Source organism: Spartinivicinus poritis (assembly GCF_028858535.1).
Lineage (GTDB): Bacteria > Pseudomonadota > Gammaproteobacteria > Pseudomonadales > Zooshikellaceae > Spartinivicinus > Spartinivicinus poritis.
In genome coordinates this window covers 64,971-85,656 of sequence record NZ_JAPMOU010000022.1, presented here as the reverse complement: position 1 = coordinate 85,656, position 20,686 = coordinate 64,971, and the positions used below count along the sequence as shown (strand labels likewise).

General features: G+C 35.7%; 19 protein-coding genes. 4 read left to right on the top strand and 15 right to left on the bottom strand.

All coding sequences use genetic code 11. From position 1 onward, the window contains the following. The first annotated feature begins 7 nt into the window (after positions 1–7). On the top strand, positions 8–859 hold the full coding sequence (metF, locus tag ORQ98_RS16805; protein ID WP_274689962.1) for a methylenetetrahydrofolate reductase [NAD(P)H]: 852 nt from the start codon (positions 8–10) through the stop codon (positions 857–859). A 212-nt stretch (positions 860–1,071) separates the two neighbouring features. On the opposite strand, the gene ORQ98_RS16800 is transcribed toward metF, so the two are convergent. The 10 genes from ORQ98_RS16800 to ORQ98_RS16755 all read right to left on the bottom strand — a co-directional run bounded on the left by ORQ98_RS16800 (position 1,072) and on the right by ORQ98_RS16755 (position 11,355). Further along, complete coding sequence (locus tag ORQ98_RS16800) at positions 1,072–1,791, bottom strand: substrate-binding periplasmic protein (protein ID WP_274689961.1); 720 nt, start codon at positions 1,789–1,791, stop codon at positions 1,072–1,074. A 308-nt stretch (positions 1,792–2,099) separates the two neighbouring features. Then, a complete protein-coding gene (locus ORQ98_RS16795; RefSeq protein ID WP_274689960.1) occupies positions 2,100–2,891 on the bottom strand; it encodes a hypothetical protein in 792 nt (263 codons plus the stop codon). 87 nt (positions 2,892–2,978) lie between these two features. Further along, the gene (locus ORQ98_RS16790; RefSeq protein WP_274689959.1) at positions 2,979–3,323 is read right to left on the bottom strand and encodes a hypothetical protein; all 345 of its coding nucleotides are present in this window, start codon (positions 3,321–3,323) and stop codon (positions 2,979–2,981) included. Between the two features lie 573 nt (positions 3,324–3,896). Then, positions 3,897–6,977: an efflux RND transporter permease subunit gene (locus ORQ98_RS16785; protein ID WP_274689958.1), complete on the bottom strand. Its 3,081-nt coding sequence runs from the start codon at positions 6,975–6,977 to the stop codon at positions 3,897–3,899. A gap of 14 nt (positions 6,978–6,991) precedes the next feature. After that, a complete protein-coding gene (locus ORQ98_RS16780) occupies positions 6,992–8,083 on the bottom strand; it encodes an efflux RND transporter periplasmic adaptor subunit (RefSeq protein WP_274689957.1) in 1,092 nt (363 codons plus the stop codon). A 155-nt stretch (positions 8,084–8,238) separates the two neighbouring features. Then, positions 8,239–9,549: an ATP-binding protein gene (locus ORQ98_RS16775; protein WP_274689956.1), complete on the bottom strand. Its 1,311-nt coding sequence runs from the start codon at positions 9,547–9,549 to the stop codon at positions 8,239–8,241. Next, positions 9,531–10,187: a response regulator gene (locus ORQ98_RS16770; protein WP_274689955.1), complete on the bottom strand. Its 657-nt coding sequence runs from the start codon at positions 10,185–10,187 to the stop codon at positions 9,531–9,533. The genes ORQ98_RS16775 and ORQ98_RS16770 overlap by 19 nt, the downstream gene beginning before the upstream one ends. A gap of 44 nt (positions 10,188–10,231) precedes the next feature. Next, entirely contained in the window at positions 10,232–10,630 is a 399-nt protein-coding gene (locus ORQ98_RS16765) for a hypothetical protein (protein ID WP_274689954.1), read from the bottom strand. A 42-nt stretch (positions 10,631–10,672) separates the two neighbouring features. After that, a complete protein-coding gene (locus ORQ98_RS16760; RefSeq protein ID WP_274689953.1) occupies positions 10,673–10,927 on the bottom strand; it encodes a hypothetical protein in 255 nt (84 codons plus the stop codon). 101 nt (positions 10,928–11,028) lie between these two features. Beyond that, the gene (locus ORQ98_RS16755; RefSeq protein WP_274689952.1) at positions 11,029–11,355 is read right to left on the bottom strand and encodes a PepSY domain-containing protein; all 327 of its coding nucleotides are present in this window, start codon (positions 11,353–11,355) and stop codon (positions 11,029–11,031) included. A 268-nt stretch (positions 11,356–11,623) separates the two neighbouring features. On the opposite strand from ORQ98_RS16755, the gene ORQ98_RS16750 reads away from it, so the two are divergent. Together ORQ98_RS16750 and ORQ98_RS16745 are read left to right on the top strand one after the other, a co-directional pair. Then, positions 11,624–12,760, top strand: a complete 1,137-nt coding sequence (locus tag ORQ98_RS16750) for an SMI1/KNR4 family protein (protein WP_274689951.1) — start codon at positions 11,624–11,626, stop codon at positions 12,758–12,760. A gap of 208 nt (positions 12,761–12,968) precedes the next feature. After that, positions 12,969–14,192 (top strand): protein-glutamine glutaminase family protein, encoded by a 1,224-nt coding sequence (locus tag ORQ98_RS16745; RefSeq protein WP_274689950.1) that lies wholly within the window; start codon positions 12,969–12,971, stop codon positions 14,190–14,192. A gap of 90 nt (positions 14,193–14,282) precedes the next feature. On the opposite strand, the gene ORQ98_RS16740 is transcribed toward ORQ98_RS16745, so the two are convergent. Beyond that, a complete protein-coding gene (locus ORQ98_RS16740) occupies positions 14,283–15,032 on the bottom strand; it encodes a substrate-binding periplasmic protein (protein WP_274689949.1) in 750 nt (249 codons plus the stop codon). A 553-nt stretch (positions 15,033–15,585) separates the two neighbouring features. Here ORQ98_RS16740 and ORQ98_RS16735 point away from each other — a divergent pair. Next, complete coding sequence (locus ORQ98_RS16735; RefSeq protein WP_274689948.1) at positions 15,586–16,248, top strand: DUF4360 domain-containing protein; 663 nt, start codon at positions 15,586–15,588, stop codon at positions 16,246–16,248. A gap of 74 nt (positions 16,249–16,322) precedes the next feature. Here ORQ98_RS16735 and ORQ98_RS16730 read toward each other — a convergent pair whose 3' ends face one another. The 4 genes from ORQ98_RS16730 to alr form a co-directional block, all read right to left on the bottom strand. Continuing rightward, positions 16,323–16,913 (bottom strand): hypothetical protein, encoded by a 591-nt coding sequence (locus tag ORQ98_RS16730; protein ID WP_274689947.1) that lies wholly within the window; start codon positions 16,911–16,913, stop codon positions 16,323–16,325. A gap of 291 nt (positions 16,914–17,204) precedes the next feature. Beyond that, positions 17,205–17,888: a TIGR00153 family protein gene (locus ORQ98_RS16725; protein WP_274689946.1), complete on the bottom strand. Its 684-nt coding sequence runs from the start codon at positions 17,886–17,888 to the stop codon at positions 17,205–17,207. A gap of 184 nt (positions 17,889–18,072) precedes the next feature. Beyond that, positions 18,073–19,431 carry an NAD-dependent succinate-semialdehyde dehydrogenase gene (locus tag ORQ98_RS16720; protein WP_274689945.1) on the bottom strand — a complete coding sequence of 453 codons (1,359 nt, stop codon included), beginning with the start codon at positions 19,429–19,431 and terminating at the stop codon, positions 18,073–18,075. A 167-nt stretch (positions 19,432–19,598) separates the two neighbouring features. After that, complete coding sequence (gene alr, locus ORQ98_RS16715) at positions 19,599–20,684, bottom strand: alanine racemase (protein ID WP_274689944.1); 1,086 nt, start codon at positions 20,682–20,684, stop codon at positions 19,599–19,601. Positions 20,685–20,686: the final 2 nt, after the last annotated feature.

The window sequence follows — 20,686 nt, the reverse complement described above, 5'->3', positions numbered from 1 at the left end:
CAACATTATGAATACACAATCATCACTTCCAATCAGTTTTGAGTTTTTCCCAGCAAAAACCGAAGCTGGTGCAGAAAAACTATTAAATACCGCTAAAAAACTCGCGACTACCAACCCAGAGTTTTTTTCCGTAACTTATGGCGCAGCAGGTTCAACTCGTGATCGTACTGCTGGCACAGTATTTGACATTAAAAACTTAACCAACATTCCAACAGCACCTCACTTATCCTGCATAGGTGCAAATAAAAACGAAATAGCTGAATTATTAGCACTTTATCAAAAGCACGATATTAATCGCATTGTTGCTTTAAGAGGAGATTTACCTTCAGGAATGGGTTTAGCATCGGGTGAACTTCGTTATGCCAATGAGCTGGTTGAATTTATTCGTGAACAAAGTGGTGATCAATTTTATTTAGAGGTTGCTGCCTACCCAGAAATTCATCCACAAGCCCCCAATGCAGAAAAAGATTTAGAAAACTTTAAACGCAAGGTTGATGCAGGTGCCAACTCTGCTATCACTCAATATTTCTTTAATGCTGATAGCTATTTTTATTTTATCGAGCGTTGTCAAAAACTAAACATAGAAATACCAATCATCCCTGGGATTATGCCAATTACCAACTACACCAAACTGGCCCGTTTTAGCGACGCCTGCGGTGCAGAAATCCCACGCTGGATTCGCAAACAACTAGAAGCTTATGGCGATGATGCAGCTAGTATCAAACAATTTGGCGAACATGTAATTACCCAACTATGTGAAAAGCTAATCAACCAAGGTGTACCAGGCGTACACTTTTATACCTTAAATCAGGCTGAACCCAGTCTGGCTATTGTGGATAATTTGAGGTTGGGGAAATAAAGAGGCTGCCACTACAAGCCTCTTTTCACCTTTGTCATAATCCAGTAACGATCAAACACTACTCGTTTGTGGTAGCTGACCTTTCTTTAGCTCGCTATAAGAGTGATTCTTACCCAATATACATAGGGTAGAAGGCTTTTTATACATCGAAACTGCCGTGGGATACAATTTTCTGGTCATTCTGTAGTCGCTATAAGTTCTAACGAGGTTATCTATAAGGGATTTATAAGCCAGGTACACGTGGTTGCAGAAGGGGCACAAAGCTCACTAACCACTTGTTTCAATACCTTAGTAACCTTAGGGAGCAAGTGTTCATGACGCTTATGTAGATAGTGGTACAGTTTCTCTCGACTAAGAGGAGGCTCCAGCATATTAATATGTTTGATATTGAGCTCTTTGATAAACTTTATCCCTTTCTCTCTAGTGCAAAATGCTACATCGATTCGTCCAGCTTTTAACAATAAAAATAAGTTCTTATAAGTCGTCACTACCTCTCGATTCATCCCTGCCGTGCCTATTTCTGCATTCTTTACCCCCTTGACTATCCCAATTCGATATGGCCTTAAACTTTCATAGCCGTCAACAACAAAGGTTAGACTGTTCTTCGCAAAAACGACGTCTTCATTGTAAAGAATCACAGCAGGTACCATCCGTAAATTGGGGTATTGCTTATGAATATTAGCAACTCGAAATAACTCTCCGTCATAAACACCAGAATTTGACATATCAAGCGCCTGTTCTGCTTGTAATGGTATGACTTTAATTTGGATTCCTAATCGCCGATAAGCCTCACGAATGATGATTTCACTTTTGCTAGCCAGTACCTGTGCTCCTTCAACTGTAGAAAAAGTTAAGATGTTTTTAGCATAAGTTTTTAAGACTCCACCAATCGAAAGCACACAAAGCATAGCTATGAAAAACTTGGTCTTCATTCCACCAATCTCGACTTCAACTTGTTCAGCAACAACTATGTAATGAACTGTAATTAATATAGTTAAAATATTGATCCACTCGTGAACATCTGCAAGTGTTTAAAAAAGTTTATCTTCACGTGCTTACCGAGTTAATACACTTCTTTCCCAAATCAACACTAAAGCCGAGGTAGATTTATCAGTGAGTATAAAACAGATGGGATGCCTCAGTATGCCTGACTCAACAATACCGTACCAGTACAAATTTGTTGCATCTCACAAATACTGAGGGCATCTAAAAATACTAAATATTTATCAAAAAACTATTTTTATAATATATTTATTCTATAGAAATCGTTAGAACTTCCTCCTAAACAGCTATAGCCTGCATCAAGTCTTTCATTAAGACTCTCTAAAGAGATATAACCATTATCATTTTTAAGAATGAGAAAGCGGGGACTATTCTGAATCGCCGAATTTTTACACATCAATACAAACGGTGAACTACTAGATTTTAGGCTAGGTAAATAGCCTGCATGAATCGATAACGATGGCAAGGGCTTTGCCTCAGTAGCATTTGGCCAAGGATCTCCACAAATCCATGGTGCTTGTACCTCATCACAATTCTTAGGTATGCTATTTATAATAAGTGGTTGACTCTTATAAGTAAACACAAATGAAGGAACATCAGCTACATAATCATGTGTAGCCACTTCGCAAGCAATGTCAGTTATACCATTGTTATATGTTTTTTTAGCAAAGAAGTGCTCTACTGCTAAAATATACTTGCTTTCAGAGTTTTGTATCAGAGGTGCATTGTGTGAGCTGCCATCAGTGCATAATATATCAAAACGCGGCCTATATTGATTAAAATTTATTTCATTCGAAAAATCGCTTGAGATATCAAAAAATAAAGCATCAGCTGTGTAATTAACTTTAAGCAACGGTTTATCATTCAAACAGCCACTCCATTTAGCTTGTTTCTCCTGTATTAAAAAATTTTTCGTCACTTTCTCATATGTATCACAAGTATCTGTTCTTTTTTGCCCTTCAGCAAAAGATCCAGTTGCAAAAAATCCAAACACTAATGCAGGTAAACTAATAGTTTTAAGTTTATTCATATGGATACCATTAAACAATCAAATTTATTTGATAAATAGTAATGCTTACAAGAGTTTGACAGAAAATTTATTAAAATATGCTGCTTATCATGGAGCTGTTTTTCCTTGCTGATAAAACAAGCTTTCACTTTCCTGCATTTTTTTGCTTCCTTCCCTTACTAACTTTCTACCTTCTAAGAGCTTTTTCTGTCCGTTTGATACCTGCTCTTCCCCATCGGCTATCATTCCCTCACCATCTTCAATGAGTTCTTCACCTTCTTCTATAAGAGACTTCCCTTCTTGCCACTGCTGTCCTAATTTAGATACACTTCTTCCTTGCTGGATCATATGTTCACCTAAAGAAGGAACTTCAGATGTGCTACTACAACCAGATAGTAGTGTAAAACCAATTAGAAAATAACCTAAAAAGACTGGTTTAATCACATTTTTCATTTAGCAAACCATTGAGGTATAATGAAGTTAAAAATTGTTACTGCTTACTCTGGATTGGTTACGTACCGTAATTTGATTAGCATCTGAATGCAGTAATTTTTTTGATACGTATGAGCTAATAGAGTTAATTGAGAACATAAATCTTACTATACTGTAAATTATTTTTGATCTTACTAGCCTTCACAAGCAAACACGCTTTCATTTTATCAGCAAAAACTTAGCTTAAAATTAGGAGGGTGAGTGATGTCATTTAAGTTACTTGTATACCAATTGCAAATCATTTCTAGGGATTAGTATATACCCAAAGCGTAGGTTTTTTAGGGGCGGCCGTCGAGCAACGAAGCCCCATGAGCCTATAAATAATAGGTGATTGGGATGAGATGTGATGACAACAAACCCTAAAAATCATTCGCGAAGGGTATAGAAGCAAAATCTTACCTAAAACAGAGTTTATCACATTCCATAGATAGCGTTGATTAGCCTTTCGCTTCACAAAACACCACCATTCTTCTACTTCAGCGAAAATGACTTGTTCAAACTTCACTTTAGCTTTCCAGGAAACAAGCAGAACCCTCAGTTTACTATAGGCATTGATTGATGACTATTTTCTACGGATTCATCATTTTTACCTAAAACCAAATATATACAAGGAAGAAAAAATAAAGTAAATAATGTACCTATAATCATTCCCATTACCAAAATAATCCCTATACTATTTCGTGCCTCTGCCCCTGCTCCAGACACAAGAATAAGAGGAAAGTGGCCTAATACAGTAGCGGCAGTTGTCATAAGAATAGGTCGCAGACGAGTTTCAGCAGCTTGTTTAATAGCATCTAATTTTTTAATTCCATTTTCTTGCAGTTGATTTGCGAACTCAACTATTAAAATTCCATTCTTAGCTATTAAGCCAATCAAAGTAATAAGTCCAATTTGAGAGTAAATATTGATTGTTGTCCATCCCAAAAAGGTAAATAACATTGCTCCTGCTAAGGCGAGAGGAACTGAGCCTATTAGTACAACTAAAGGATACCTAAAACTATTAAACTGAACAGCCAAAACCAAAAAGACAAATACCAACGCCACTAACATGACATTAAGTAAAGAATTCCCTTCTTGTCGGATTTGCCTAGATTCACCCGCATAGTCAATAGTATATCCGACTGGTAGGACTTCACCTGCAGCCGTTTCTAGCGTTTTTAGCGCCTGTTCTTTGGTAATACCCGACTGCACACCACCATATATACGAAATGCATTTTTTTGCTGAAATTTATACAATACACGCGGTGATGCAATATGCTCAAAACTTGCTATGGCAGATACTGGTACTTTCTCCCCTAGTGAACTAAAGAGGTGTAAATTCATGATTGACTCAGGATTTTGCCGTGCAGAATGCTCTGCCATGGGTATTACTCGATAAGCCTTTCCATCTAAATTAAAGTGATTAATATAATTACCCGATAGCAAAATACTGAGTTGTTGGCTAACAGACGATAAATCCATACCTAACTCTGCAACTCTTTTTCTATCAATTATTAAATTCACTTGATGTAAGTCAACTTTTAAATCTGTATCAACAAACATAAAGTAGCCACTTTTATATGCCGCAGAAATTAACTTTTCTGCATACTGTTGCATATTTTCATGTGACTCAGGCGACTGTACTATTAGTTCAACATCATAATTACCTGAAGAAGGTAGTGCAGAGGGTAGTATTGGAACAACGTCTAAGCCAGCAATTTTAGAGACAGATTCAAATACTTGGGGAAGAAGCTCTTGAGTCGTTTGCTGTCTTTCTTTTGGCTCAACAAGCTCTATACCACCAAAACCACCATTAGGCTGAATGACTTGCCAAATATATTTAATCCCAGGCAGTTCAGTAAGGCCATCCACAACTTCTGTCATATATTCAGTTGTATAATCAAGCGAGGATTCAGGGGCTGCATCAACAATAATATTTATTTCACTTTGATCCTCTGTAGGAGCTAGCTCTTTTTTAGACGATATAAATAAAAAGGGAATTAAAACAGTTATAAAAAAACCAATAAAAAGTACCTGAAATCTCCACTTAAACAACCTTACAAGCAGTTCTCCGTACCATAGTTGCAATTGATAAAATTGCTGGTTAATTTTTCGAGTAATGTGTCCTTCACTCCCATTAGCTGGACTTGCATAAGCACTCATAATAGGAGACAAGGTCAAAGCAATAACCCCAGAAATTAATACTGCAATAGAGAGGGTAAAAGCAAATTCTTTAAATAAAATACCAGTTAATCCAGAGAGAAAACCTATTGGCGCATAAACTGCCGCCAAAGTAACAGTCATACCAACAATGGGGAGTAATAGTTGCCTAGAGCTAATCAAAGCAGCTTCCATTCGTGACTTACCTTCTCTCATATAACGAGATACATTCTCAACAACAACTATTGCATCATCGACAACTAATCCTACTGATAACACAATAGCAAGTATGGTTAACAAGTTTAGAGAAAAACCCAACAAGCTCATTGCTGCTATTGCGCCCAAAATTGATATTGGGATAGTAATAATAGGAACTATTGCTGTTCTAATTGAACCCATCAGTGCTAATACGACAAGTCCAACTAAAAAAACTGTCTCCAGTAATGTTGAAAAAATTTCCTTTAAGGCTTCTCTCATGTAAAGTGTAGCATCTGAAGCTATTTCAATAGCTAACCCATCAGGTAAGGAATTATTAATGCTGGGTAATAATTCGTAAAGTTGATTACCAATATCAATTTCATTAGCACCTGGCTGAGCCCATATAGAGATAAAAATGGCACTTTTTTGATTAATACGAGCATTTACATCCCCTTCTTCTTCTGTGAGTTCAATTCTTGCAATATCTCCTAGCTTTACTAATGCATTATCTACCTTACTCACAATTAGGTTTTCAAAATCAGCTACTGTTTTCATAGTAGTATTAGCAAGCAAATTAATACGTTGTAAATTATTTTTACTATGACCTAACGTGGCAAGAATATTATTGGCGGTTAACGCCGCTTGAATATCTTGTGCACTTAAATTAAATGCAGCCATTTGTAATGGATCAATCCAGACACGCATAGCAGGGTTACGCCCACCACCAATCCCAATGCGCTGAACTCCGTCTATAGATGACAAAGTGGGATTCACCTGGCGAGTAAGATAGTCAGTAATTGATTCACGAGAAAAATGATCTGTAATAACACTCAAATAAAAGACAGCCCCAGGTCGATCAGCTCGCTCTATTTGTATCGAAGGGTTTTCAGCTTTAGCAGGCAATTCAAAGCTAATTTGGTCAATTCTAGATGATAATTCGGTTAATGCATCAGTACTGTTTTGATTAAGTTTCAACCATACTTTAACTGTACTTAACCCAGCCTGTGTGGTCGAGTCAATATAGTCAATACCCGTTATCGTAGAAGCAGCCCGTTCAACTGGTTCAGTAATAAAACCCTGCACCACCTCAGCAGAAGCACCAACGTAGGTAGTTGTAATTACCAAGGCAGTACTTTCAATCTTTGGAAACTGTAATACGGGCAAATTTACAGCAGCTCTTATTCCCAGTAAAACTAAAACGATAGAAACTATAATAGCTAGGATAGGCCTATTAATAAAAATATCCATAAAGCTTGAGTTAGTAGATTGCTTTTCCATTGAATAAACCTTGCTCACTGCCCAGCAATTAAATTTATTTTTTGCTTAATATTAACAAGCAAACCATCTCGAAGTTTAAATGAACCATTAGTCGCTATTAACTCACCTGCTTTCAAACCTGACTCAATATAAATAAAATTGTTAGTTTCTTTGCCCAATGAAACCTGACGACGAAAAGCCTTGTAATCTTTTTGCTCGGTGCGCTCTAATACATACACATAACTACCTAATGCATCTATTTTTACTGCATTCAATGGCACATAAGGCATAGTTTTCATAGCACCAATGGGTACTTCTACATTAACAGTTGTATTAGGCCTAATATCAGTTGTTTTCAGTAATTTTGCTCTAATCCATAAATTACGAGACTTAGCTGAAATTTCAACATCCTTTGCAATAATCTCACCTTGCAATACTTTGCCTGTTAGCTTGTTAGCATTGATAAAAATCAAGTCACCAGTTTTTACATCACTTTTATCTTGCGGAAGTCTAAAATCAACCCACACATAGTCATTAACTCCAACTAACGAGGTAATTTTACTATTAGCTTCAAGGTATTCACCTACCTCAATATTATGAATACCCACATATGCATCAAAAGGTGCTCGTAACGTTTTTTTATCTATAATAGCCTGTAAAGCTTGAATATCTGCACTGGCAATTTCATACTGTGATTTAGCTTGATCATAGCTATCTTGACTAACTGCTTTTTTAACTAGGAGTTTTTTTATCCTCAACATATTTAGCTTTAGTAACTTCCTTTTACTGTTAAGGGCTTTTAATTTTGCATTCTCTTCAGAAATATCCTGCTGCAGTAATATTTTTCCTTTTTCTACAGTTGCTCCTGATTTAAAGTTCACTAAAACGATCTTTCCAGGCATTTCATTTTGCAAAACCACTAACTGTGGGGCGACTATTTCACCAACAGTCTCAAAAGTTGAAGTAGTTTTTTTAAGATGAACTACTCCAGCATCAATTGTTGCACTAGGCTCAGATGAAGAAGGCTCAACTTCTTCTTGATTATTTTTTGTATATTTATATAAAAAAATTACTGACAGACTTATCAAACAAATCAGCAAACTAAATATCCAGCGTTTACTTTTCATTGGAGTAATACCACTAATTAAATAACTAAAACCAAGAAATAAAAAGCTAGCCTGAAAATTTCATCAGGATATATCATTTAGATATACGAGATAATATTCAAGCACATGTGTAAAATCCAGTAACGGTATTACACACTCATCAACAATTCAGTGAGCTATAAAGGTTGCGAGTATTTAAAAGCCAAACCACCTTCAGAGCGATTTTTTAGAATAATTTTCCCACCAAGCCGATTTGCTACTTCAACACATATTGTCAATCCCAGCCCATTACCAGGTTCTGAATTCCCTTCAACTCGATAAAAAGGCTCTAAGACCTTTTGTAGCTCATCCTCATTAACTCCTGGACCAGTATCTTCCACTAAAAAAAAAGCTATATTATTATCTATATATAAACTAATGTCGATACGACCATTGCCTGGTGTATAATGAATTGCATTACTAACTGCATTTAGTACAACTTGATACAATCCATTATCTCTATCTTTTAACTTTATCCTATCTTGCTTTACAATTCCGATATCAATTTCTTTTGCTTCAGCTAACGGGTAAGTATCTACTAATATATTTTGGACAATCTGATTGAGAGAAACTTTCCTGGGATTACTAAAGTGATCACTTTGTAAACGCGCTAAGTTCAGTAGCTGCTCAACCAAGAGTTTTAATCTGTCTAGTCCTTTCTTAAGTAACAAGTATCGTTTATTATATTCTTCATCAGAATCAGTTTTCTTTAAGTTTTCTGTTAATAAAGACAGTGCTGTGACAGGTGTTCTTAACTCATGTGCTGCATCTGCAATAAAACGTTGTTGTCTTACAATACTTTCCTCTGTCCTCTTTAATAAGCGATTAATAGCTAAACCAAATGGAATAATCTCTGCAGGAAGATATTTCATTGATAACGGTGTTAGGTCATTATCATCTCTTTTATCAATCTCGCTAGCAAGTTGCTTAATAGGTTTTATTCGGTGACTAATAACCCACCTTGTCATTAATACTAATGAGATAGCTAAAATTATAATAGGTATGACGGCACTGGCACTATTGGCAAATGCCATTTCATCTCTCAACTCAGTTTGCTGAGCAAGCGCATAACGAACTGTACTTCCATTACTACCTTTTAAAGTGACAACTAAAAGACGCCAGGGAATTCCATTGTCTTCAATCGAGTGTAAACCATCTTTAAGTGTTCTCTTAATATTCAATGGACCACCTTCTGGAAGGCTTAAATTTTGTATAATAATTAAAGCATCTGGATTAGAATGAAATAATGCCTGTCTTGAAGGCAGTGAGTCAGCGTTTAATAAAGTTGATACTTGAAATAAAATATCGTCCTGAATATCCTCTGCTTCATAAAAAGCGATTAAGCCAGTAATTAATCCTGCAGGTAAGGAAAACAAAAGCATAACGAGCAGCAACCAACGGCTTAAATCACGTTGAAGTGATATATTTGCTATTTGTTTACTAGCCATCCTAGACCTCTAATATTTTTGATGGCATCTTTACCCAGTTTTTTTCGTAAGCTATGAATCAAAAACTCAATAGCATTACTAGCTACTTCTTCATTCCATCCGTAAATATGTTCTTCTAACTCATTTCGCGAAAAAACTTTGCCTGGATGAAGCATTAATGTATGCATTAGTGCAAACTCTCTCCCCGTAAGAGTGTACACTTTACCCTCTCGGGTTATTTGACAAGTAGATGGATCAAGCGACATGTCACTACTTTCTAAAACAGGGTTTGAGACTCCATTAGAACGCCTTACGACCGCTCGAATTCGCGCTTGGAGTTCGCTCACAGAGAACGGTTTAACAAGAAAGTCATCCGCTCCCAAGTCTAACCCCTTTATTCGATCTTCAACAGCATCACGTGCTGTAATGATAATGACAGGAGCAGGTATTGATGATAATCGCAATTCTCGTAAAACTTCAAAGCCATTTTTTCCTGGCAACCCCAAGTCAAGTAAAATGGCCCCATAAGCTTGTACTTTTACTGCAGAAATCGCCTGCTGACCATTTGTCATCCAATCGACAGGATAACCCGAGTCTTGTAAAGCTTGTTTAACAGCTGTGCCGATCAATGAATCATCTTCGACAAGTAATATTCTCATCTAAGTATACAACTCTTAAATTAGCCCAAGTGGGCCTTAGTTAGCTACTTGGCTGTATCGCTGACTCGACCAAGCCAGAACATACCTGTTTCAATTAATTGTACTTTAATATCACTATTCTTTATAAGTGGTATGGTATTCAAAATTTTGATAGCTTCTTCTTGAGTTGCTGCATTTAGAACAAAGTTTATAGTTAGCACATTAGAAGAGCCAACTTTATAATTAGGGTCTAAATAAATATTTTCAGCAATACCCTGCTTATATAACTCAAGCAATTTATTCATAGACTTATTATTATCATAGCTGATAGCACTGTTTACTTCTTCTATATCATCTGTATTCCAGTCTGACAATACAATCCATGAACCAGAATATGTAAATGTTGAGACACTCAATAAAAACACAATAAAAATACAACTTACAGACTTCTTAAAAAATTTCATACTAGACCTTCAAAAACTATAAAAATATTAAATTCATTAATTTTAAGCAGTTTTCTTAGCTTTCAAATAACCATGAAAATTCCATTTAATCTTTTCCATAAGTGATTCAGTTTTTAATTTAACGAGCCAAGCACAAGCAAAAAGTAATATAGCACTCAATATGCTTACACCTGCAACTAAACCCGTAGCAATGATAATGAGCAATATCATTGCCATACATAACTTTAATAAAAAGCCTGCTGATTGCCATCTTATTTTTTTAATATCATTGACTTTGTCTAAAATGATTTTTTGCATATACGCCTCACAAAATCTCGCCCAAGAGGTGGGCGAGATACAACCCATAAGATAAACTTCTGATTATGCAAACTATAGTAGGAGAACAGTCAGAGTAAAATTTAGTCGTCTAGTTCTTGGCTAATCAACTCTCCTGTAGCAGCATCAACTTCAATTTCATGAAACTTCCCATTACCATCTCTTACTTCAATTTCCCAAACTTTTTTACCTCTATTGCGTCTTTTAGCCTCCAGCTCACCTTCTACAACCGTACCAGGAACTGCCTGCAAAGCTGTAGAAATAGCTTGCTCCATGGTAACATTAACATCACTCATATTAATGTTTTTACCATCTCGCCCATGCCTATCACCAGCATGTGCAACAACAATTGAGCCAGCTAGAATCACACTGGCCAGAGCTGCAGGTACAAGTTTGTTAGCGTTCTTCATAGCATTTCTCCTAATTTAAACTAAACACAACTTTGATTGTGTCAGGTATAGAGTAAACGAGAAAACTTAGCTAAAGATTAGGAAGCATAGAATCCTATTAAGCAAACGCTCAAACAGATACTACTAGATTTAGAGTACTCAAAATACAATTACAATAATGCCTTAGATTGAATTGACACTTTCTTTTTTAGTGATATATAGTAGCCTCAATTCTACGAAATCTTATATAACAATGAAAAAATTTATTTTTCATTAAAGGAAATAGATAATGAACAATGTTAGTACTGCCTATCAGCGATTATGCAATTGGTTTAGTACCCATGATAAAGCCAAGTTAAATAAATCAAAGCGCACATCTAGCAAAGAAGAAATCAAAAAATTAGAGTCAACCCTTCAATTCAATATCAACCAGGAATTGAAGGACTATTTAAAAATAAATGAAGAAAGATGCTTCAGATTTCTAGATGATGAAAGTTTTTTTACAAACATGGAATTATATACAAATGTAAGCTCTATCATTTTAAACTATAAATTGTGGACTAAGGTATCCAGCGAATTTCGTGGGGTCGAGTGGAACATTTGCAACAAAATACAACCTGTATTTTATGACACCTATTGGATACCTTTTGGAAATGATAATGACGATGTTCAACTCCATATCGACATGAACCCAAGAAATGATGGCGTTTCTGGGCAAGTAATTTATATTGATAATGAGGCTTGTGAACGCTTTGTAATAGCTAACTCAATTTCTGAGTTTTTTGATATAATGTATAAAATACTAGAAAAAAGCAGCAACATTGATTATGATAAAGAATTTCTTAATGATAGAGTAAATGCAGATCATGGCATTGAAACTAATATCTATTCAGAATATAAAAGAATTCAACTACTTGAACAAAAAATAGGACTAAGCTATATAGAACTACAGTATCTTTTGATGCTTCAGCAAGAGGTAATTTCAACTCCAACAGTAAAATCACTAAAAAATTATGGGAAAATACTATTAATAACGAATATTGACATCGAACTAGGAGCTACCCAGGAAGCTGTTATACTTATAACTCAATACATTGAAATTTTATTTAATTTTAAAGAAAATACAAGCATAGTTGATTTACTCGAAATAAATGATCAACTCATAGAAAAAATCAAACCTTTTTTTACCTCACAACAAAGTACAGTATATGAGCATGAACAGCTATTTTTCATACCGACCCTGCTACAGTACATCCAAACCTGTATAGTTTACAATCACTTCTCTAAAGCAGTTAATATCCTAAAACACCTAGATCAAGATTATTCTATACAACTATCAAAAACTATCAAACTATCCAAAATAATAGATGACGAAAACAAACAAGAGATATTGAATCTACTAAATAAACAGACAGCTCTCACCTAATTTTTACCAAGTATTACCAATTATTAACAATTACAACTCTAATATTATAGTGCTTTTAATAAAAAACACCATTAAGAATTTATATAGACTTATCAAAAGAATATTTAATACTATTACAAAAAATACAGATTTCAGAAATGATCCTATTGATGACTTAACCAACTAAAAAAATTATAACTGCTAATTTAACTAACTCCGCATTGACAATATGATTGTAAATAAAGCTATATTAATATTACTATTAACTTCCACTTGGATACAATGTTGGGCCATTGATGTCAACTCTGAACTCACTGGTATATCAGCAACTCGTAATAAGGGTGAAAGCTATGAATCAGCAGCCTTAAAATATGAAATGCTGTACCTTAACCTCAAACAAACTAAAAAAAGAAACAAACGAGGTATAGAGTATACTCCAAAAAATATAGCCACAAGTATCACAAATATTGACTTTTCTGAAATTCCAAAATGGGACAGTTATAGTAATTTAAATAATGCCTTTATGAGTGGAAGAGATAGTCAATTTATTACCGATGAAAATAATGTTAAAAGAAGATTACCTTGGCTATACCCTCAAGATGGGTGTTTCGTAAGAGCAGCTTTACTTAGTAGAATCCTAACAGATAATAATTATCAGGATACAAAAAAATTATTTGTTTTTGGAAAATTAAAAGCGACTACTATTAATGCACCAGATGGATCTGTTTCTTGGTGGTATCATGTGGCTGTAGTTGCTTCAGTTCAAGATACTGTATATGTATTCGACCCTAGTATAGATCCAAGTGCTCCTATAAAGCTTAATAAATGGATTAAAAATTTAACTAACCCAGTTGATGAACTAAAATTTTCATTATGTGATAAGAATACTTACCACCCATTTTCATCTTGTAACAATCCAACAAAGATATCAAAAAATATTTTATTATCAGATATAAATTATTATCTAAATTTAGAAAAATCTAATCTTATCGACTTAAAGCGCAATATTAAGCAAGAGCTGGCTGACAACCCTCCCTGGAGAAATAAAATTATTTATTTAGCAGACGAAAGTAGCCCCAAAACTGTCGGTGGTACTTATGTAAAATATAACCACTATTCAAATAAAGTTGAATATTTTATATTAAACAATTTTAATGATGAGCAAGTAATTAATGATATTCCTACACATCAAAATAATAACAGTCATTGGACGTATATTGGAACTAGTTTTAATGAAAACTATGTTCAGAAGATAATGTCATGGAGTGAAGATGGTTATGTTCTTGGTAGCGTTTTTAAGCATAACCCACCAAATTATAAAAAAACAGTTTATTTCAGGTTAATCAATTTAGATACTGATGGCTCATATGGTGATTTCCCCACCAATAACCAAGATAATAGATATTGGGAGTATCTAGAAGAAGATTATCCCAGCCTTCTAAAGCTGAAATAGATGCCTCTATAAAAAGAATACCAAAAAATAAGGCTAATAGAGTCATTAAACAACAGATATTTCTGATAAGAGCATTTTTAGACATATCTGTTATTTCAACACTAACTCCAAATGCTTTTTTACTATTTCATTATATGCATTATTATTTTTTATTATTCTCATACCTCTATTAAATTCTTGAATAAGCCTATTATTGTTATCTTTCAAACTTGAAGCAAGTAAGACAAAAGTATTTTCTCTTATTACTGGACCAATTTCCTTAAAGTCAGCTGGGTTTAGTCCTGCTCTCTTTATTGCTTCCCAGCCTGATAAAGAATTAGCTGAATATAAGTGAGTACGCTTTAAGATTATCCCTTGAAAACAGTCTTCTTCATTCTTAGGTTGATATAAACTTAGTATTTTATTATCTAAAAATTCTTTTATTGGTGCCTTAGTCCATCCAAGTGGAAGACACACACTTAATCCTTTAAAATCTTCATACTTTTGATAATTAATAGTAAAGTCTTTACTAGCAAAAAATCTTTCTTTTGATTTATATATACTATCAGAAACACTAAATAATCTTTCCCGTTCTGCAGTCAACATCCACGGAAAAGCCCCTTCAATGTCTCCATCTAAAAGGTTTTTGTAACCTCTTTTCCAAGGCAAGTATACTATCCGATATTTTAATTTTGTATTATTTAATGCAGTCTCTACTATTTCTACTAACATTCCACCATTTGGTAAATTTTTTCCTGTAAATGGAGCCCACTCTCCTGTTGCAAGAATAAACTCTTGCTTTTCAGTTAAAGCAGGCATACTTATTAATAACAATATACTTAACAGAAAGCTTTTAGGCATATTGTGTATTAACTTCAGAGTAAATAGCTTTTCCTGATACATAATTTAGCAAATTATACCACCTAAACTTATTTTTATGGGTCTAACTTATCTTGTACTACCATCTTTCTTTTCTGGAAGCTAATAGATTAATAATTCCATTATAGTACTTCCTGATGACTGATCACTACTTGTGACAGTATATAGTAGTGAAGATTGAAGAAGGATAGATCAATAGATATTTATCTCAATCAGGGATATTCTAAAACAGCATAATAACTAAACAAGTCTACTCTAGCAATTATCTTAAAAAAAATTAGGCCTTAGATAGTCAGATAGGTTAGAGTTTAAAATTGTCAATGACTTCATGATGAAGCCGATAGGTTAACCATAATATTTGGATAGTTATTTCTTCTAGTTTAATTCTTGCCTAAATTTTACTTGCCCACTTATATGCCCTAAGTCAGAGCTAAGTTTCAACTGTTATAGTATGAACTTGCCAAGTCGCATGTAACTCACTTCGCATCTGTGGTCGGCTTGGTTTTTTTATTAATATATACTACTAGAGAAAAAAATGGATATTAAAAAAAACAAAATTATAGGAAATACCTCTTTTTCTATTATTCTTATCTGTTATAGCTTTATATCTTCTGCTCAAGATATAAACAGTGAAAGTTTTAATTATATGGATGAAGCTCCTTCTGATAAAGTTAAAATAGAAGTTCTCTCAACAATTGGCCCAGGTTGCTTACCCGGATCATTTGAAACTTCTATTAGTCCAGATAATAAATCTATCATTGTGAACTTGCAGGAACTTAAAGGCATAATAGGTCCTGATATATCATATGCAGATACTACTCGCTTTTGTAGTGCTCAATTTATTTTGCAAATACCAGATAACTATTCCTACACTATATCTAAAGCAAGTTACCAAGGCCATGCTTCTATAGATGAAAATATAAATCTGAGTTTAAGTAGCTCTTTCCGGTTTACTGAACCACTCAATGACATTAAATTTTATACGTCTTTTGATGGTCCTTTTGAAGGTGGTTACTGGGTCAATGATTCATTAAACCCTAGTCAACTAACATGGTCTCAGTGTGGTGGAGAAAGTAAGTTACTTTTTAGAACAGGGCTTCAATTGAAACAAAAAGAAAATCCAGAAGCTACAGGAAGTGTAAATTATTACCCTTTAGGAGCAAAGCAGCAGTATAGTTTACTTTTTAAAAAATGTTAACTTCACATTAAAAAAGAGGCCTCTTTAAGTGGCCTCTTTAAAGTATTATTAAACTACAATTACAGAATAGGTAATTACTGACTCAAGCTCACTGTTGGTAATGTTATATTACCACTTTTATCAATATCAGTTAACCCACCATCTGATACAGTAACTTCTATAGTTTCTCTTTGATTAAAACTGGCCATTGCTTGTACTAAATCACCTATTTGGTAAGAGGCTAACTCATTCTCGCCTAAAAGTGGATCTATAAATCTGCTGTCATATTCCTGATCATATGAGTCATTGCCAAGAAGAGTTTCATTACCGACACCAATTAAAAGGTAATCTGAATCACCAGAGCATGATAGGTTGGAGTATTCAGTGTTTGTTAGATTTAAATAGCTTGAAGTTGTGTTATTTACGCTAAAATCAACTGTAGGCGTAGATTGAAAAAACTCAGCAATTTTTGCAGTATCGTCATTGTTCTTATCTATGATGGTTAATCCATATTCAATTTTACCAAATAAGCTTTGATTCCTACTATCATCAGATATTAAGTCTATATTATTAGACTGGTGATAGATAACTGCTCCCGAGCTAATGATTTGGTAATTTGACTGGAGATAATTGGTTTCTATACTATCACTTATGCTAGCTACTGCTGCTATGTCACTATTATTCATATTGCTTTTTTAAACCTAAAAGTTCACTGAATCAGCACTGTAAAATAAATACGACAAATAGAATATAGCTGATAACATTATATAACCAAAATTAACAAAATATCACCATATCTGCGTATATAATATTCTACTTAGTAACTACTTGGCCTTTCTAGAATAATACTCAAAAGCAATGTTTTTTTGGTAACCAACTTTTTCATATAAAGCTATTGCTGCATTGTTATCTACTGCTGCTGAATAATACAGCAAGTTTCCATGGCTAATTGTTGAGCTTGATTAATATAAATAAGATTAGCTGGTTTTAACCACCATCAACTCCAACTGCATAGCAACACTCCTTGCTGCTGCGGCTAATTCAGCTAAATCATCAATTACTCGATATAAGCAAACGGCATCCAGTGGATTCAGTTGATTTTCAAGACTATAAATGGCTTTACGGTTTTCCCTTAGTTGGGTTCTGGCAGTGTCTTCTAAATCTTCTACTTCTTGGGTCATTTCAGCAATAATTTCTGCCTCTTTACCTTTAAACCCCGTTTCTAATAAATCATCTAACTCCCCAACGCAACGGTGTGCCAATGTTGTGGTATCAACCACCACCTGAACAAACTGGTTTAACTGATTCATCATTCCTTCGGGAATAACCAGTTGGCGGGAGATAATTCTGGTCGTAATATTATCAACGATATTAGCGACTTCATCTTGATCATAAACCAGTTTAAATAATAACTCCCTAGGCACTGGTGTTAATATGCCACTAGGTAAGCGATGAAGGATTTCTTTTTTCAGCTCATCTGCTTCATGCTCTAACTCATAAATATGCCGTTCTATAACAGCAGCTTCATCCCAGTCATCACCTACTGCTGCTTGCATGAATGCAGGCATTAATTCCACACAACTAAGCACTTTAACCATATGTTGTTGGATAGGGTGGAAGGGTGAACGTGCAAAAAGATCGAAAATAGCGTGACGAAACATTAGGCTTGCCCCTTCCTCTTATTCTTCATTGCTTTCTTTTAAGCTTAGCACTTGAATAAGTGTTAGAAGAGGTAAGAAGATTGTCAGATAAGCTCAACTTTTCTGACAATCTTTTAATACCCTACAATTAAGAGTACATATACCCAATGCGAAGGGTTATAAAAATCATTCGCAAAGAGTAGAGTTACTTAATCCAGACTGATTTAATATTCATAAACTCTTTAATACCTTCTGCTGCAAGCTCCCGCCCATATCCAGAGCGCTTTACACCACCAAAAGGTAAACGTACATCGCTTTTTACCAAGCCATTAATAAAAGCATTACCTACTTCTAGTGATAAGCCTAGTTGCTCTGCTCGCTCATTGTCCTGGCTCCAAACACTTGCTCCCAGCCCATAGGCACTGTCATTGGCTACCGCTATTGCTTCTTGCTCATTTGCCACTTCTATAATACTGGCAACAGGCCCAAATATTTCTTCCTGATAAGCTAATACACCAGGCTTTACATTAGCCAAAACTGAAGCCTGATAGAAATTCCCCTCTCCTTGCTCACACCCTAGCAGATTAATAGCACCTTGCTTAAGTGAATAGCTGACCTGCTGATGTAACTCTGAGCGTAAGTCAGCACGAGCCATCGGCGCTAAAGTGGTGGAAGGGTCTAAAGGGTCACCCAGGGTTAGTTGACTAACCGCTTGTTTAAATTGCTCAACAAATTGATCGGCTATTGCTGATTGCACGATAAAACGTTTAGCCGAAATACAGGTTTGCCCTGCATTCATATAGCGGGATGTCACTGCGGTTGGAATAGTGATGTTTAAATCGGCATCATCCAATACAATAAATGCATCAGAACCACCCAGCTCCATCACAGATTTTTTAAGATTATACCCTGCCAGTTTGGCAACTTGTCGCCCTGCTAATTCACTGCCAGTGAGTGCAACACCTTTAATTCGCTTATCAGTGATTATTTGCTCTACTTTATTTGAGCCTACCATTAAAGTGCGAAAACATCCTTCTGGCAAACCGGCCTCTTTTACTAGTCGCTCAATAGCTAAAGCACATTGAGGTACATTAGAAGCATGTTTAAGCACAGCTGTGTTACCAGCCATTAATACAGGGGCTAAAAACCGAAAAACCTGCCAAAAAGGAAAATTCCATGGCATTACCGCCATAATAATACCAAGTGGCTGATAAGTAACATAGCTGCGACTAGCATCAGTAGCTACTTGCACAGGCGCTAACATTTGTTCAGCATTATCAGCATAATATTCACAGGCCAACGCACACTTATCAATTTCTGCCAACGCTTCTTTATAAAGCTTTCCCATTTCGCAAGTAATTAACTTTGCAAGTGAGTCGCGTTGTTTTTTTAAAAGATTGGCTAGCCTTTTTAAAGCATCAGCTCTTTTACTATAAGTAAACTGACGCCAGTGGTTAAAAGCCTGATCAGCTTCAGTTATTGCCTGCTCCAAGTTGTTATTATCAAACACCTCGAATTCATCAAGCAGCTCTTGGTTAAAAGGATTAACTGACTGGAGCTTCATACTGACTCCTCAACGGCCTTATTTCTTCTCACCAGTAATTCGCAAAACAATACTCCTAAAAGTTGACTCAAGCAAAACCCTTTTCAGATCAAGTGTGAACAAATAGTACTATTTGCCTACTATTAGACAACAATCGTTTTTTTAAGTTATATCCACTTCGAAAATGGTTATTTATGATGGGTATACTCCACTTTTATGCGCCGGGTTATTCCCGTAAATAACTCATAGGCGATGGTATCAGCCCACTCTGCTACCTCATGAGCGGGTAAATCCCCCCCCCATAACACCACAGGATCATTAAGCTGAGCATTAGCTACGGGGCGCAAGTCGACGGCTAACATATCCATCGAAACCCTCCCTATCAAGGGGCAGCGAACACCATTGACTAACAAAGGGGTACCTGATTTAGCATGGCGTGGATAACCATCACCATAACCAATGGCGACTACCCCCATCCGCATCGCTTCAGGGGCTTGGTAAGTTGCACCATATCCTACAGTATCCCCTTTTTTCACCATTTTTATTGCAATTAGTGCTGACTGTAGTGTCATCGCTGCCTGTAGTGATTTAGCTGAGTCAGGTTGATTTTTTACAAATGGGGAAGCGCCGTACAGCATAATGCCAGGCCTTACCCAACCCAGGTAGGTTTCAGGCCAGCCTAATACAGCTGCAGAGTTCGCTACACTAACAGAGGCATTTAAAGGCTTGATCAGTTGCTTGAAACGGGCTAACTGATCATGGGTCATGGGGTCAGTTAGCTCATCAGCACTGGCCAGATGGGTCATGCAAACCACTTGTTGTACATTAGGTGAATGGAGTAATTGCTGATAAGCAGTTAAATAATCATTTTCCAACAACCCTAAACGGTGCATACCGCTATCAAACTTCAGCCATACATTAATCGGCTTACTTAAAGACTCTGCAAGTAATACTTGTAGCTGCCACTGGTTATGTACAACACAAGTAAACTGCTGCTCAGCAATCACCGCCAACTCATCTTGGGTAAAAAAACCTTCTAGCAACAACACTGGCTGATTAATACCAACCTTTCGCAACTGCATTGCTTCTTCAATACAAGCCACAGCAAAGCCATCAGCAATATCATGCAATGCCTGGGCTACAGCAGTTGCACCATGCCCATAAGCATCTGCCTTAATGACAGCAAGTGCCGGTTGTTTGGTTAATTGCTTCGCTAACTGGTAGTTATGGCGAATGGCGGATAAATTAACTACCGCTTTGGTAGGGCGACTCATTC